The sequence below is a fragment of the Candidatus Ichthyocystis hellenicum genome (assembly GCF_001460935.1).
In the GTDB taxonomy this organism is placed as follows: Bacteria; Pseudomonadota; Gammaproteobacteria; order Burkholderiales; family 2013Ark19i; genus Ichthyocystis; species Ichthyocystis hellenicum.
Map to the genome: position 1 here is coordinate 458,527 of NZ_LN906597.1, position 15,536 is coordinate 474,062.

General features: G+C 37.4%; 18 protein-coding genes. 3 read left to right on the top strand and 15 right to left on the bottom strand.

Going from position 1 to position 15,536, the window contains the following annotated elements:
* Positions 1–3: 3 nt before the first annotated feature.
* The 15 genes from Arg41_RS02090 to Arg41_RS02160 form a co-directional block, all read right to left on the bottom strand.
* Entirely contained in the window at positions 4–900 is an 897-nt protein-coding gene (locus Arg41_RS02090; protein WP_092342091.1) for a shikimate dehydrogenase family protein, read from the bottom strand.
* Positions 901–905: 5 nt separating this feature from the next.
* Positions 906–1,922, bottom strand: a complete 1,017-nt coding sequence (locus Arg41_RS02095; RefSeq protein ID WP_092342089.1) for a type IV pilus twitching motility protein PilT — start codon at positions 1,920–1,922, stop codon at positions 906–908.
* 103 nt (positions 1,923–2,025) lie between these two features.
* The gene (locus Arg41_RS02100; RefSeq protein ID WP_092342086.1) at positions 2,026–2,511 is read right to left on the bottom strand and encodes a hypothetical protein; all 486 of its coding nucleotides are present in this window, start codon (positions 2,509–2,511) and stop codon (positions 2,026–2,028) included.
* Positions 2,483–2,875: a type II secretion system protein gene (locus Arg41_RS02105; protein ID WP_092342084.1), complete on the bottom strand. Its 393-nt coding sequence runs from the start codon at positions 2,873–2,875 to the stop codon at positions 2,483–2,485. The genes Arg41_RS02100 and Arg41_RS02105 overlap by 29 nt, the downstream gene beginning before the upstream one ends.
* On the bottom strand, positions 2,850–3,317 hold the full coding sequence (locus Arg41_RS02110; protein ID WP_092342082.1) for a type II secretion system protein: 468 nt from the start codon (positions 3,315–3,317) through the stop codon (positions 2,850–2,852). The genes Arg41_RS02105 and Arg41_RS02110 overlap by 26 nt, the downstream gene beginning before the upstream one ends.
* Positions 3,304–5,613 carry a secretin GspD/PilQ domain-containing protein gene (locus tag Arg41_RS02115; protein ID WP_092342080.1) on the bottom strand — a complete coding sequence of 770 codons (2,310 nt, stop codon included), beginning with the start codon at positions 5,611–5,613 and terminating at the stop codon, positions 3,304–3,306. The genes Arg41_RS02110 and Arg41_RS02115 overlap by 14 nt, the downstream gene beginning before the upstream one ends.
* On the bottom strand, positions 5,610–5,951 hold the full coding sequence (locus tag Arg41_RS02120) for a hypothetical protein (protein WP_139057340.1): 342 nt from the start codon (positions 5,949–5,951) through the stop codon (positions 5,610–5,612). Before Arg41_RS02120 ends, Arg41_RS02115 begins: the two co-directional genes overlap by 4 nt.
* 107 nt (positions 5,952–6,058) lie before the next feature.
* Positions 6,059–6,595 (bottom strand): hypothetical protein, encoded by a 537-nt coding sequence (locus Arg41_RS02125; protein WP_092342076.1) that lies wholly within the window; start codon positions 6,593–6,595, stop codon positions 6,059–6,061.
* Complete coding sequence (locus tag Arg41_RS02130; RefSeq protein ID WP_092342074.1) at positions 6,588–7,769, bottom strand: hypothetical protein; 1,182 nt, start codon at positions 7,767–7,769, stop codon at positions 6,588–6,590. The genes Arg41_RS02125 and Arg41_RS02130 overlap by 8 nt, the downstream gene beginning before the upstream one ends.
* Positions 7,759–9,384 carry a GspE/PulE family protein gene (locus Arg41_RS02135; protein WP_157722236.1) on the bottom strand — a complete coding sequence of 542 codons (1,626 nt, stop codon included), beginning with the start codon at positions 9,382–9,384 and terminating at the stop codon, positions 7,759–7,761. The genes Arg41_RS02130 and Arg41_RS02135 overlap by 11 nt, the downstream gene beginning before the upstream one ends.
* A gap of 14 nt (positions 9,385–9,398) precedes the next feature.
* The gene (locus Arg41_RS02140) at positions 9,399–10,586 is read right to left on the bottom strand and encodes a type II secretion system F family protein (RefSeq protein ID WP_092342071.1); all 1,188 of its coding nucleotides are present in this window, start codon (positions 10,584–10,586) and stop codon (positions 9,399–9,401) included.
* Between the two features lie 5 nt (positions 10,587–10,591).
* Complete coding sequence (gene gspG / locus Arg41_RS02145; protein ID WP_092342069.1) at positions 10,592–11,017, bottom strand: type II secretion system major pseudopilin GspG; 426 nt, start codon at positions 11,015–11,017, stop codon at positions 10,592–10,594.
* A gap of 74 nt (positions 11,018–11,091) precedes the next feature.
* A complete protein-coding gene (locus tag Arg41_RS02150) occupies positions 11,092–11,517 on the bottom strand; it encodes a CopD family protein (protein WP_092342067.1) in 426 nt (141 codons plus the stop codon).
* An 8-nt stretch (positions 11,518–11,525) separates the two neighbouring features.
* Entirely contained in the window at positions 11,526–11,954 is a 429-nt protein-coding gene (gene ruvX / locus Arg41_RS02155; RefSeq protein ID WP_092342065.1) for a Holliday junction resolvase RuvX, read from the bottom strand.
* 218 nt (positions 11,955–12,172) lie between these two features.
* Complete coding sequence (locus Arg41_RS02160; protein ID WP_092342062.1) at positions 12,173–13,045, bottom strand: energy transducer TonB family protein; 873 nt, start codon at positions 13,043–13,045, stop codon at positions 12,173–12,175.
* 104 nt (positions 13,046–13,149) lie between these two features.
* On the opposite strand from Arg41_RS02160, the gene Arg41_RS02165 reads away from it, so the two are divergent.
* The 3 genes from Arg41_RS02165 (at position 13,150) to minC (ending at position 15,518) form a co-directional block, all read left to right on the top strand.
* A complete protein-coding gene (locus Arg41_RS02165) occupies positions 13,150–13,611 on the top strand; it encodes a PTS sugar transporter subunit IIA (RefSeq protein ID WP_092342060.1) in 462 nt (153 codons plus the stop codon).
* Between the two features lie 10 nt (positions 13,612–13,621).
* Positions 13,622–14,668 carry an FAD:protein FMN transferase gene (locus Arg41_RS02170; protein WP_157722237.1) on the top strand — a complete coding sequence of 349 codons (1,047 nt, stop codon included), beginning with the start codon at positions 13,622–13,624 and terminating at the stop codon, positions 14,666–14,668.
* A gap of 73 nt (positions 14,669–14,741) precedes the next feature.
* Complete coding sequence (gene minC / locus Arg41_RS02175) at positions 14,742–15,518, top strand: septum site-determining protein MinC (protein ID WP_157722238.1); 777 nt, start codon at positions 14,742–14,744, stop codon at positions 15,516–15,518.
* Positions 15,519–15,536: the final 18 nt, after the last annotated feature.

A 15,536-nucleotide genomic window follows, 5' to 3' on the forward strand; every position in this document is an offset into this window, starting at 1 on the left:
TTCCTAAAGCGATCGTTGTGCTTGATGTTTGTCAACATATATTTTGATATCTAGGGTACTGCCCGGGTAGTAGGATGCACTACTTATCGAGTTTCTTAATTCAGTTATGGTCTCTCTCTTTATTTTTGTGCCAACCCAAATGGAAATAGCTTCTGCGGCTTGTTCAATGCATGACCCAAATCCATCACTAGTTGTTGCTTGTTCGTTTTTTGCTGCTTCTAAAAAATAATTGGGAATCTTATCGGAAAAATTTATGTCATAAACTAGAGATTCTTTTGTCCATGGTTTTGATACGAAGGGGCTATTCTTTTCTGAGAAAATCACGTTGGTTGTATTTATTATAATGTCAAAGGCGTTTTCTATATCATCAATATGTTTTGAAAAGATGCTTGAGGACTGCTGATTATTTTCCTCTAGTAACTTTGATACTTTCTCCGGTGATCGACTTGCCAGGTAAATGTTTTCGAAGGCTACTTTTTTCATTTCATGGATTATGGCTGAAAATATGTTGTTATTGCTAGATATTATAAGCAATTTCTTTCCAGCAAAAGTAATACCTATGTTATTTTCAATGTCTGAAACGATGCTATAGCCATAGGTGTTGTCACCGTAGATTCTACCAGAAGAAAAGAGCAATGTGTTGGCCATTTTGCACGAAGTGGCACGCTCAGTTGAAAAATCAGCCAATAGGAAAGCATCATCTTTGAATGGCATAGAAACTAAAGCACCACAAAAATTATCCCCCCTTAGGGAGCCGATTAAATCAGAGAAATCCTTTTTCTCGCAACTTATATTTTCTACTAAGATATCCAGATCAGTTTTACTAATTAGATAATCAAATATTATTTTCTGTCTAGATGGTTTTGTTGCACTATCTATGATCGCGAACTTTTTTTTCATAATAGTTAGCTCTCGCTTAGCGATTGTTGGGAGATTACTCCGGATTCCATAAGACTATCAATAGCTTGATCCATAGTTTGCATGCCATACTGTTGTCCAACTTGCATCGCTCCAATTATTTGGGATACTTTGCTCTCGCGAATAAGGTTCTTAACTGCTGAGGTTCCTATAAGTATTTCCTGAGCTGATACCATTCCGGACATGGCCTTATTCTTAATAAGCTTTTGTGAAATTACCGCTTTTATGGATTCAGATAGTATAGTTCGTGTTACGGATTTTTCTTCTGCAGGAAAAATATCTATTATACGATCGATGGTTTTTGCAGCTGAGACAGTATGAAGGGTTCCCATAACTAGGTGACCCGTTTCAGCTGCAGTCATGGCAAGGCGAATTGTTTCAATGTCCCGTAACTCACCAACCAATATAACATCAGGATTTTCCCTAAGGGCTGCTTTTAACGCGTTGTTGAAGGAAAAAGTATGAGTTTCGAGTTCTCTTTGGGAAATGAGAGATTTTTTATGTGGGTGAACGAATTCAATTGGATCCTCAATGGTTAAAATGTGGGAAGGACGATTAGTATTTATGTAATCAATCATGGCTGCTAGCGTAGTTGATTTTCCTGATCCGGTTGGTCCAGTTACTAGTACTAGTCCATTTTCAGTAAGAGCTATTTTTTTAAGCACCTCGGGTGCATTAAGATCCGAAAGGCTTTTAATTTCCGTTGATATGCTTCTGAAAACAGCTGAAATTCCTCTTTTTTGCATAAAAACATTGACGCGGAATCTTCCTATGCCCTCTACTTCATAGGCAAAGTCAAGTTCAAGGGTTTCCTCAAATTTTCTTCTAAGTTTTTCGCTCATGGTGTCGTAAATTATCTTGGTTGCTTCCTCACTACTCAACCTATCTACATTTATTCTTTTGATGTCGCCATTTATTCTAAGAATTGGCATATCACCGGATGAAATATGCAAGTCCGATGCATTGTTACGAACCATGAAATCAAGAAGATCAGAAATTTTCATTTTATTTTTATTTTAGGTTGAACACCTCGACTAGGGTATCTTGATCATTGTTGAAATTCTTAAAAAGCACAAAATAAATAGTGACTTTTATTTTATTATTTTTTTAGCGCCATTCTGTTGTAGTTTGAGTGCTTAGGTAGGTAAATTTCCAATTTCTATAGGATGATGAGTGACTAAAGGATGAATTTTCAGCAGAAAAATTATCCTGTTTTAAGGGTTTTTGTGTGCTTTTAGAGTAAATACCTACAATGCGATTGTTTTTTCTTATCTCTCCCCAGTCCTGGCTTCTAGTAAAAGGGTCGTAGTATAATTTTCTCCAGTGACTGATGGGACTAAGAGGACGGCTGTCTAGTACTAAGTCTTCTAAAGAAGATGGGTACTGATGTAATCCATTCCATTCGTAATATTCTTTCAATCCTTTGCGGAATTGTTTGCCGATGAATAATAATTCCATTTCCTTTTCTCTTTTTATCCGTTGGGATGTAACTCTATATATAGATTCAGATATGATTGCTATTATAGTTATGGCAATTAGTAGAAAGATGTATATAGTTCCCCTTTTAATAGTCGGCGTATGAAATTCCTTCATATGATTTTCCTTGAGCACGACTCCTAACATCTTTAATGCCAGAGTTAATATCGTTATCGTCTCTTATTTCTTCCCATAGCCTATCCTTAGTGGTTGGATCTATGGGTATGGATCGAATATAGCTTTCTTCTTGCAAGGATTCCAGGCTTTTTGGATAAAAACCCTTGTCAGAGTAGTATTCATCTATTACCTTTCGTAAAATAAATAGGTCTTGCTTAAGTGTACTGATTTTGGCCCGTTCTATGGCGTAGTGGTATCTAGGAACGGCAATTGATACCAGCAGCGAAATTATAACCATGACTGCGATCAGTTCTATAAATGTAAATCCTTTTTTCATCTTACCAATCTTTATACGGTATGCCATTTAGTCCTATATTATCGCTTTTAGAAGAAACATCATAAACATCATTTCCTTGAGAAAAATCACCTGGTGGAGAGGTGTATGAGCGGATGTTCCAGGTTTCTTCCGCTGCTTCTAGCGCATTGTTACTGAAAGGATCCCTTGGGATTCGACGTAAGAAATATATTTTTTTCCCATCAGATGATTTTACTCCTTTTACCAGAGTGCTTAGGGATGGGGGGTATGGTGCTTGTGTAGCATCCTGAATAATTATTTTTTTGTTAACTGCATCCCTATAGTCATCTATTGCTTGACGAATTTGTTTTAATGACTGACGCAATTCATGTTCCTTCGCTCTTTTTGATGAATTTTCTTTTTGAGCCATGACCATGCTTGCCATAACTCCAAGTATGAGGGCAGTGATAATTGCCTCCACTAGAGTAAATCCACTCCTATTCTTGGCCATTTACAGTCGCTTCGTCTATTTTTATGTCGGAATTGCAGATGGCATTATCAAACTCTATTTGAGCAGCTAATCCAGAGCGAGGGAAATAAAATCCATCTATAGAAGAAATATTAATTCGTAGGGTATCTTTGTTATTTTTAATTGTAGGTTCTTTCAGTATAGCTAAGGATCCAGGTAAAAGTTTAACGAAATTAGATTTCTTTCTGTCAAGTTTTATATTTATCAATAACCCCTTGGTATTATTAGCAATGTTTACTAGCATTAGATCCCAAATATTACTGTTGTTGATGGTTCTTTTGAGAACAATTTTGCTGCTGTCGGAAATGTGGTAGTCGACAGAACATGTTTTATTAAGTGGAGATGTATGGTTGTAAGGAGAGAGAATAAAGTCATTGTTAGTATGAACAGGGTCTGTGTGGTCATATGATGTCATTGTCAGCGAATTGTGCTCATTCTTCGCAGGTGGTAGTGACCTAGACTTAGTATCTTCTCTGGAAGGTGTTTGCGTTGATGATAACGGGGAGATATTGTATTTAGGTGACTTTAGTTGTACATGCTCCTCTGTTCCAGAAAAGAAATTTTGATCTCGTTTGTCCATGGTCCTTACTGGATGTATTATATGTGGTGTGATAGCCAGAATGATTTCGTTTTGTTCCGTATTGTACGATTTTTTCCCAAAAAGATATCCGAGTAACGGTATCTTGCTTATTCCCGGTAGTCCTGAGTTGTCACGAGAGTTTGAATTTCTCAGCAAACCACCTAAAATTTGAGTTTCGTTATTCATTAGCTGCAAGGTTGTTGACACGTTTCTAGTTCCGATATCGTAGCCTATTAATCCATTACCTAAGTCTTGTTTTGAAATCATACTACTAACTTCTAATTTCAAATTGATAGTTACTTTCTGATCAAATGATATTTTAGGCTGAACGTTCAGCTTGAGTCCAACATCGACATAGCTAATGGAATCAGATACTATTCCAGTTGAGGTTGTCGTGGAATTTTTTAATGGCAATTTCTCACCTATTTGTATCTCTGCTTTCTCGTTATCTCTAACTCTAATTCTTGGATCTGCAAGCAAACTTGAATGACTAAAGGACTCTTTTGCAGCTATAGATCCGGTTAATCCATTAACTAAAATATCGCCTTTTCCTAGATCAAGAAGTTTATCAAGGGTTGTTGCGGCTGTAGTTCCTGTTGATATGACTGAAAAAGAAAGATTACTTGGCCATTCAATTCCTAGAGCATGTGCATCACTGTGAGCTACTTCTAGTACTTCTAGGTCTAATTCTACCTCTGGGGTTTCCTGATCTTCTATTGATATGAGATGTTCTACTGCACCAATGGTGTCTGGGGTTGCTCGAACGATGAGGTATCCTGTTTTATCATCTATGCTAATGTCCCTGACATGTAGAATGGTGCGAATATTTTCAGCTATCTTAGTTATGTTTCCTTTTGTTATGTGAAAAACTCTGACAGCTAGAGTTTCATATTTTCTGATTTTATTTGGTAAATCGGGAAAGAAAATAATTGAATTTTCATTCAATATTTTCATTCTTAGATTATGGGAAAGACAGATAATAGAAAGCGTATCTTTGATAGAGTTATCTTTAGAAATAACAGTTACGTTATCATTTAGCCGTGCATCTTGGTCGAAGAAAAAGTTGATGTTGGTTATGTCAGATAATGTTTTAAGTATAGTTTTCAAAGGGATGCTTTGGTAATCTACGCTTATTTTTTTTTCAAGTTTTTTAGCAAGATTGACTTCTTTATTGCCACGATCAAAAAGAATGCTTTGTGTTTTTTCTAGCCACATCCTAGTTTGGTCATCATCAGGTGAGTTGTATAGTAATTGATAGAAAATTTCATAAGCTTGTTCATATTGTTGGGAATTAAAAAGTTTTATTCCGTAGCTACGGGTTTGATCATTGTCTTTAGATAATTTAAGAAATTGCACAATGTTTGATAATTGAGGATAGGCAGGGTATATTTTTTTTATTTCCTCAATTTTAATTTTTGCCTTGTCGTATTGTTTGGTTTTTATGAGTTGAAATGTCTCTTGCGTAGATCGTTTGGCAAACCGGTCTATTTTGTCCCAGTATATTTCTCTAAGTTCATTATTGTCGGGATTTTTATCTATTAATTTTTTAAGTACCAGTATGTTATTGTCTTGATTCCTTGAAAGAGATATTGTATTTTCTTCATGTAAGTGATTGTTATTTGCGCTATTAGTTACACATCCATAAGTTAGCAGAGGTAGAAGCAGTGGCAAAAAATTTCTAGCTGCTGATTTTTTCACGGTTCGGCTCCGACAATTATTTCGTGTTTTGATTGATTACCCATATCTGTAAACATAATCTTATTTTTGTCTAAGTAATCGTACCTGTAATTTCCAGGAAGAACCTTTCCTTTTTTTGCAACTATTGTTTGATCGTTATACTCAAGAAAAACATACTGCGTGTTATCGTACGTCATTTTTCCTATGTACTTGTAGGGGATCTCGTTCTTAACAACATTGTCTTGAAGATGATTCGTGTCTTTTTCTACACGTTGAACATTTTTGGTATGATTGGAAAAAATATTGAGATTGTTAGACCATGTTGAAGTAACAGAGGGTTCTTTTCTCTTTTGAACCACAGGATATTTCTCCTTTTTGCTTATAGTACTACTTACTGATTTAATATTATGATCATATACAAAATAAACGATTGCTACAGTTATAATAACTAGTAATACAACTTTTTTCATACTTTAAATGATCTGTTTGTAATGAGCGTTAAATCCATTTTGACATTGATCTGCGGATTGTCGTCAAAACGATTACTAGACTTGCTGAAGTAGATTGTATTAAGAATGATTAAGGGGGAAATGTTAAGTATGGTGGCAGCAATTTTTTGCGCATTTTCTGCCGATGTTTCAAAGTATATACTTGCCTCAGTTGTGGCATATAGTCGGTTGTGACCTGTTTGGTAACTATTTGAGTTTGACAATTTTTTGACATCTATGTGGGTATAGGCAAGGAGAATCTTATTTATAAGGTCATTTTCGTCTTTGGTACGTATAAAATCACGGAAGAAATGGTTTCTAATGCCGATTTTTCTGTTGAGGGGTTTTGTGGTAAATACCGCCTTTTCTTCATGTACGCTAAAATAGACAGAAGAGGCAAGTATAATTCCTACGGATAGCAATAAAATTACTACTGTTACCAGGGTGCTTTCAGACCATCTTTGCCCCTTTAGTCCTATTAGCCACATAAGGTAGTTTTTTGAGAAGTTACTCATTCCGTTTTCCTATGCTTATTGCAAATTGGCGTGAGCTCTCCAATGAGTATTTGTCCAATTTAACTTTCAGTTGAGGAAATTGATATTGAAGTTGATTCATATACAAATTCAGATTATCTATAGATGATGTTGTTCCCTCTATATGGTAGAACCCAGGGTTGTGTATGCTTAATTTTTCAATGAAAATCTGTAAATCATTTTTAGGGTTTATCTTTTCATATATGGATAGCAAATCGAATTTTGACCTCGTTCTCCATGTCATGATTTCTTTTTCTGTATTTGTTTGTTCTCTCATGTCTGGAGCTGAGTCGGCAATTTGGGTGTTTACTAAAAGAAAGTAGGTTCTGAGCGCGTAAGGATATAAAAGAGACAGCGCAAGTATGCTTATTGCAATCATGAATGTTATCATTCGTCTTTTGGCTTGTTTTGTGTTATATATTCTGTAATGAGGAGGTATGTTTTTTTGCGACAAGGAATTTATTTCGTGAGTAAATGTATTGGGGGTTGCTGTTTCTGGGCTGAGTAGGTAATTATGCTGGTAGTATGAGATGTGGATAGACTCAACTACTAGTTTGGTCTGTATTTGTAAGAATGACCTCCTAATAAACCATGCTATGCCATCAGTTGATATAGGCGTTGATATTTTTTCTTGATATGTTTCCACAATATCGCCATTTTTCCAGAAAACAGAGGTCAAGGTGTCTTGTTCTACTATGACGGATAGATGTTGTTCCTTGACGTGACATATACTTAGCCAAGATAAATATATATTTTTAATGTAAAAATTTTTATCGGCCAAGATCTGTGATAGCTCTTTTTCAGCATCGTAGAAGAATATACTCTCTATCGGCTCTTTGTAATTTGGAGTGCGGATCTTTTTTTGGTAACTGGTAAGCTTCCTCTTTTGAGACAGGTAAAAACTATCACACCATTGCGGAATTAGTTTGAAAGTGTTTTTTTCAACTGATGATACCCACGGAATGAAAACTTGCTCTGATAGATCAGCTCCAATGATAATGTCTACTTGACGTGTAGATTCAGATCTTTCATCTATGAGTTCAGCTAGTAGTTGTGCTAACCCTTGGTTATCTTTCTCATAAATAACATATCTGTCAGTTCCTAGTACATGCGCCATTCTAGATGAAATATAAATAGTCATTATATCAGAAGACACGGCTAATCTCTTTGATAGTTGTATTTCCAGAATTGAGGGCTTTTATTGCCATGTCTCTTACACTCAGAAATTTGTTTTCTTTAGCAGCTAATTTGAGCTCAGAAATAGAAGCTCGGTTTATAATTAGATCTCTAATGTGATCGTTTAAAATAATTCCCTCTGCTAGTGCATATCGTCCTTTGTATCCAGACCCTCGGCATTGATTACAGCCGATGCTTTTGTATAAAGGGCACGATATGTCATTTATTGATAATCCAATTTGTTCTAATTCAGTTTCTTCGGGTATATATAATTGCTTACACTGAGGACAAAGATGTTTCACCAGTCTTTGTCCTATCATGCCGTTTAGTGCTGTTGCTAGACTGTAGCTATCTATGCCCATGTGAAGAAGGCGACTTAATACATCAAAAATATTATTGGCATGGACCGTTGTTAGGACAAGATGCCCTGTAAGTGCAGCTTGAATTGCAATTTGAGCAGTCTCTTGATCTCGTATCTCTCCTACCATTATTATGTCAGGATCATGTCGAAGTATAGATCTTAGCCCTTTGGCAAATGTTAGTCCCTTTTTCTCGTTTACTGGTATTTGCAACACACCTTTTAATCTGTACTCGACGGGGTCTTCAATCGTGATGATTTTTTGTTCGCTATTGGCTATTTCCGTTAATGAAGCATATAGAGTGGTTGTTTTTCCGGAACCAGTAGGTCCTGTAACTAAAAACATCCCATATGGTCTTGATCCAAGTATATTAATTATGTCTATGATCTCTGTTTCTAGCCCCAAACTTTTTAAAGATATTCCAGATTGGTTTGATTTAAATCCACGCTTGTCTAGTATTCGTAGCACAGCATCTTCACCAAAATGGTTGGGCATTATTGATACCCTGAAATCAACGTTTTCACCCTTAACACAAGCGCGTAATCTTCCGTCCTGTGGTATTCTTTGCTCAGTTGTATCAAGATTGGATAAAATTTTGACACGAGCAATCATTTGTCGAGAAATTTCTAAGTTTTCTAAAAAACCTACTTGTATTAGTGATCCATCGATGCGGAACCTAATTGTCATGCCGCTTTCATTAGACTCTAGGTGGATATCACTAGCAGATAAAGATAAGGCATCATAAAGAGTGGAATTTAGTGTTCTTACTGTTAAGTTTTGGTCTTCTGTTACCGAGGACAGTGATAAATTGACTACGTAGCTGTCCTGATCTGTTGCGTGTGGCGAGTCTGATACTATGTCTGTTAGTATACGTAATTCGCTTTCGCACCAGTGTAAGTAGGATCTCAGGTCGGTTTCTGAAGCAATCAAAATTGAATAATCAGGAAGGTAGTAGTGCACCCAGTTAATTAATTCTCTGTCGAAAGGATTGAACAAAATCAATCTCTTTTCTGGTGCTTTTTGAGGTATGCATCCTTTTGAGCAGCATTGAGAAAAGGGAATTTTTTCAAAATCTGGTTCACCGGTTTTTATGTCATTAAAGACTATTACTTTATATCCAAAAAGATTGCCTATATTATACGCAAATTCATTAGCATCTTTGCTGGTGTACTGGGAATTGATAGACTCCCAGTCTAATTTTGACAAATTCATGAGTTCGTCAAGATCTATGATCATCTTGTTCATAAGAGCTATGTTATTGATCCTGCCAAATCTAATATTGGCATGTACATTAAGATAAGTATACCCCCTACCATAACACCCAGTACGCTCATTATGATTGGTTCGGCAATTTTGGTTGCTCTGTCGATCCAACGTGAGAAATATTTTTCGTTAAATATTGCAGATTTGAGCAACATTTTTGGCAAGGATCCGGATTTTTCTCCAATTGAGATAAGTGAAGATGTAATTTGATCGCTTAGATTGTGCTTTTCTAGAGACGATGATAGCGTATTTCCCTGTTCTACCTCTTCTATGACGAGAAAAAGCTTGTCTTTTTCTTCGTGACAGAGAATATCGTTTGATAGCCGCAGGGATTGTGGCAAATCGACGCCTGATTCTAAAAGCATGGCAAGTGCCCGGGAAAATCCAGCACGCCTGTATATCGTAAATTTTTCATCTATGAATCTGATGCTCATTATGCGGGTAAGCAATCTCTTTCTAAATGAAGAGTTTTGTATGATAGCTAAAATGAACAAAACAATAGCAGCTATGCAGCTATTGACGATGATCCAGTGATTATGTACAAAAGTTCCTATCGTTACTACCACTATTGATGCCCCAGATACTTGGGCAGATCCTTCATTAATGAGCACAGCAAATTTAGGTATGACGTAGCTTAACAAGAAGAGAATAACCACAGAACCTATTGATAAAATTGTTAATGGATATATGCTGGCTGATTTGATCTTTGTTAAAATTTCATCTACGTTGTTTCTGTAATCAATATACTTCATGAGAGTTTCATTAAGGTTTCCTGTTTTTTCTGTAGCTCTAACTGAAGCGATTAGGATACCGGAAAAAATATAGGGTTTTTTTTGCAAAGCAGCGGATAGAGTTGCCCCCTGAGATAAATCTTCTACTATGTCCTGTATTATACGTTTATTATAGGATGATTTTTCTTTAAGACAAAGCGTTTGCAATCCCTCTTTTAGTGTCAACCCGGCATCTATTAGAGTTAGCAATTCCTCACAGAAGAGACCGACATCAAAGTTTTTTGTCATTTTTTTCGATGAGTTTTGTTCCTTTGGGGAGGCAATGGAGAGAACCGTTAGTCCTTTCCTTTGGGCATGTAAAACTGCCTCATATTCGGAGGAGGCAAGAACTGTGCTAGTGTTGATTGAAGATCCAAGTTTGAATTTTATGATGAATGGTTGCATTTGTCCTACTGATAATATATTGCGCGATTAGTGTTTTGGTCACTATTGGTTGCCTTACCTCCTGTGGAATACAGGTTGAAGTCTTCATCTGATGTTCTTTCATAAATATATCTGTTTCCCCAGGGGTCTGAAGGAATGGCCTTTTTAAGATAAGGGCCAGACCATGTTTTTAAATTTGCAACATTTTTTTCCAGGGCGTCTAAACCTTCTTCTGTAGAGGGGTAGGTTCCGTTATCTATTCTATAGGCATCTAATGCTTCTCCAAACGCTTGCAGTTGGGCTTTAGTTGTTTCACGCTTAGATTTTTCCAATTGAGAAAAATACCGCGGCCCAACGTAAGCAGCTAGCAGACCAATGATTACTATGACAACAAGTAACTCAAGAAGTGTGAATCCGGCCCTAGCTTTACTTGATGGATGTTTTTTTGACATATCGATTTACCTCCGTAACTCAATAATGCGCGGTTATGTAATCAATTAATACAAGATCATATACCAGATAACGGCTAGATAGCAGGTTTTAATTTAACCAAAATAACTATGGCAACAAGAAGGAGGGTTGGTATTTCGTTGAATATGCGGTAGAAACGCTCCGAATGTTTATTTTCCTTGCGACGAAATCTGTGCATGAAGATGACACACAACCCGTGATAGCCGCTCAGCAATAGTACCAGCAACATTTTTGTATGAAACCAATGGTAAGGCCACCAATTTCCAATCCAAGCAGCGTACAGTCCGAAGACCCAGGTGGCTATCATGCTTGGCAGGGAAATAATGTTATGTAATCTTCTTTCCATCAGGATGAAGCGATTATGTCCTATGTCATCTGTTGTGGTACTGTGGTACAGGAATAGCCTCGGCAAGTAAAATAGAGATGACATCCATGCTATGACCGCAATAATGTGGAATGAAACTATGAGTTCGTATTTCATGGGTGTGGTTATCCTAGGTGTTCATTGATAAAAGATTGTAATATTATCTGTGCCGAAACCATATCAACGATGAATTTGTTGTTTTTGTTTATTTTTATTCGTTGTTTCAGGTAAGATTCTGCTTCCCACGAAGATAAATCTTCTTCGTGAATAAGACATTTAATTTTGCACCTCATTTCTATGTCGACAGCAATCGATCGACAGTGGTCAGCCATCCTTGTGTTAGAGGAGGGACAGCCAACAACTATCAGCTGAGGCTGCCAAATCTTGATTAAACAATCAAGCTGATCAAGGAACCGATTTTTGTCCGTATGCCTAATGGTCGTTAACGGAGAGGTTGTTTTGGTTAAAGCATTTCCCAGACATACCCCGGTCCTTTTTAGGCCACAGTCAATTCCAATCATGGTATTGATTTTAGGCAGATCAAGCATAAACATGGGTTTTGAGCAAGTTGGCAATGGTGAATAGGTTTTCCGTAAAAATCATAGATATTTCAACTTTTTGAAAGTAGATGAGGAAAGTGCAAAATACCGTTTCCCAGTTCTGGAGTCACTTCAGATTGTTGCAGTATCATTCTACCGGTAATGAATGAATTTAATCAATAAAATAAGCAATTACTGGTATTGTCAGAGGAGAACAACATAGTCAGAAAATTTTATTCTTTTGCCGGGACGGTTGATTCTTTTCTCGTTCCGCGGGGTTGAAAGTATATCGTACGAGTCATATCAATAGCGAAGTAATCCTTCCTTATCGCGGCAGGAAATGGTTCAGTAGGAAAAGCTCGGCTGATGGTGTCCAAGGCGGATTTATCTAGGGAGCTGATACCAGACCCCTTATCTACCTTAATTTTCTCTAGGGTACCATTTTGGCGTATAGATATGGTTACAATTATGCTAAATGGGTGATTAAGGGCATGTTCTGGAAAGTGTTGAGAGCCTATTCTCTCAATTTTTTCCGCAATTGCATTTGTGTACTCGGCATGAGCTGTTTTTTTTGCGGCAATGCCGATAAATAATCTCTTTTTTCCGCTTTGTTCTGTTTGCATAAGTTTATGTAATTGTGCTCTCATTGCATTTAGAAGTTTTTTTAGATCTTCCTTTTGGTGGCCATGTCCGTTTTGTTGATCATGTGGATGGGGAGATGGAGAGATAAAAAATACACTTATGCTATCGGATCTTGTAATCCAGCGAGCTAGGTTTTCTTTGACGGTTGATGAATTTTCTTGTTTTCTGTGTAGTCCTTGACTGGTTTTGCGGTCGTAGACGGTGAATGATCGAACAATTTTGTTTTCTTCTGTGGTTGAACCGCCGCCGTGGCTGTTGTTTTGTGCTTGGAATCGAGCTGTTAGGGGTGTTATGGGGTTACTCATAGTGTTTACTATAAGTGCTTCAATTGAATGAAACCTTTGTTGAGTACTTCCTATGACAGCGGTTCCTATGGATAGAAATATTATGTGAGTTGCTATGGAAATAGCTGTTGATAGATGTAGTCTTTTGATACTTGTAAAAAACTTTACCGGTCTTGGCATATCGGTACTCTGTTTGCAGCGCTGTTGTCTCAGTGTTTCTCATTATTTAACGAGAGAGAGTATATTACTTTTGATATGTATAAGGTTAATCTTGGAAAGAGGGCATGAGTATTTTATCAGAATTGTTGCCACCAGCTAATGTTTTGGTTGACGTGGAAGTTAATAGCGTCAAAAAGCTATTTGAGTTGATGGGTGTGTTTTTTGAGAATAGATATAGCTTATCTAAAGATGTTGTATATCAGGCACTGTTTGCTCGGGAAAGGTTAGGGTCAACTATGCTTGCCAAGAGTTCTGGATGGGCTATGCCGCATGCTGTTATTACATCTATTTCTGAGGTATTGTGTGGTCTTGTACTGCTCAGAAATTCTATTGTGTTCGATCAAAGAGGTTGGCGGGCATCAGTTTTTCTGTTTGTCCTTATTCCCCCTTCGTGGCGGGATAGGGTTTCTTGTGTCTATAATGAGTGGCGCCTTTTGTCTGAGCAGAAAGATGTCGTTGAGACTGTTGAAGGCATGGATAATCCATCTGCTTTGTACCAGTACCTTTTTCACTTTAGTTCCAACTGAATTTTATCTAATGAAGAAATTACGTTCGTGTGTTGTTTTGGTGTTTCTTTTTTTCATTGCTGGTTGTGATTCAGATAATATTGTTGAGAGGAAATCCTTTGTTTTTGGAACACTGGTAGAAATAATTGTTTACGGGGTAAATGACAATCAAGCTAATAGAGCTATAGATGAAGTGATGCATGATTTTGATTATCTTCATCATAAATTTCATCCTTGGGATAAAGCAGCCGGAAGTGAGTTAGTGTTACTTAATGAGCATATCGCTTCTGGCAAACCGCTTAAAGTGTCTGCTGATATGGCATCGATGATTCGTGACATGCAGTATTATGAACGAGTGACTCAAGGATTTTTCAACGCAGCTATTGGGCTTATTGTTGATCTGTGGGGTTTTCATGCCTCCCATTTTGTTTCTCATCTGCCGGCTCCCGAGGATGTAAGTTTTTTGGTTTCCCAAAAGCCGTCTGCGCAAGATTTAGTAATCGATAGCCAAGGGTACGTTCGCTCTAGTAGCCGCTTTGTTTCTTTGGATGATGGCGGGTATGCCAAGGGATTGGCTTTGGATAGGGCGGTTGTGATTATGAAGCGCCATCACATCAAAAATTCACTAATCAATATAGGTGGCAATGTCATAGCTATGGGCGGTAAGGGTGGGAATGGATGGTTGATTGGCATACGTGATCCGCGTTCTTCTCATGCTTTTGCTGTTATCCAACTTCAGGATGGAGAGGCTATTGGTACCTCCGGGGACTATAATCGATCTTTCTACTATAAAGGGGTAAGGTATTGCCATGTCATAAACCCTTTTTCCGGTTATCCGCCTGGTGGGGTTGAATCAGTAACTGTTTTGATTGAAAAAGGTCGTCGTGCTGGTGTGGAATCGGATGTTATGTCCAAACCGCTGTTTTTATCGCCACCAGCAAGATGGTTAGAAATGGCTCGATCGTTGGGTATCAAGTTTGCCGTTCGAGTTTACAATGGAAAGTACGAAATGACTTCTGATTTAGCGAAAAGGGCTATATTTATTGATCCCAAGGTTAGCGTTGTTGACTTGCAGTAATATATGGGTCTGCGGAAAATGGTAACATTTTGCTTAAATATAGTATTTGCTACAGAGCTTGGGGTTATTTTTTGTGGAGCGTATTTTGAAGCCATCTCATAATGTTGATTGCATTGAGTTTAGGGGGTCTTCTTTAACGGTTGTGACCGCTGTTTTGAAGACTACTGATGTTGTGTCTTTGGAATCGTCGCTTGTTCGTAGGTTATCGAAAATTCCGGACTTTTTTTCGGATGAACCGACAATCATTGATACATCACGTATTGACTATCAAACTGATATTAATTGGTCTGCTATCGTAAGGTTGTTATGTTCTCATGGGCTAAAACCATTTGCTGCAAAAAGTGTTCATCCTAGTCATTGTGTTTCAGCTGTTCGTGCTGGTCTTTCTGTTATAGGAAATGATTCAGATACTAAGGACTTTATCAAAGATCAGAGTCGAAATGACAGTGAGGTGGGAGTTAATACGACGGTATTAGGTTCTACCAATGACCGTGATCTTGTTGTGGAGAGTTTATCTATAAATTATCCAGTTAGGTCAGGGCAGCAAATTTATCACAGGGGAGATATTGTTGTTTTGAATGTCGCTAGTTCAGGTTCTGAGCTTATTTCCGATGGTACTATTCACGTTTATGCACCCTTGCGAGGACGGGCTTTGGCTGGTGCATCTGGAAATGTTGCCGCTATGATATTTACAACATGTTTTGAAGCAGAACTAGTTGCTATTTCCGGTGTATATAGGAATTTTGAAAATGGTATTCCCCCCCAGATAATGTCAAAACCGGTAAAAGTTTCTTTGGTTCAAAAAAATCGTGACGGTCACGATATTTCAATTGACGTACTGACAAATTAACTGTTTTGAACAATTTTT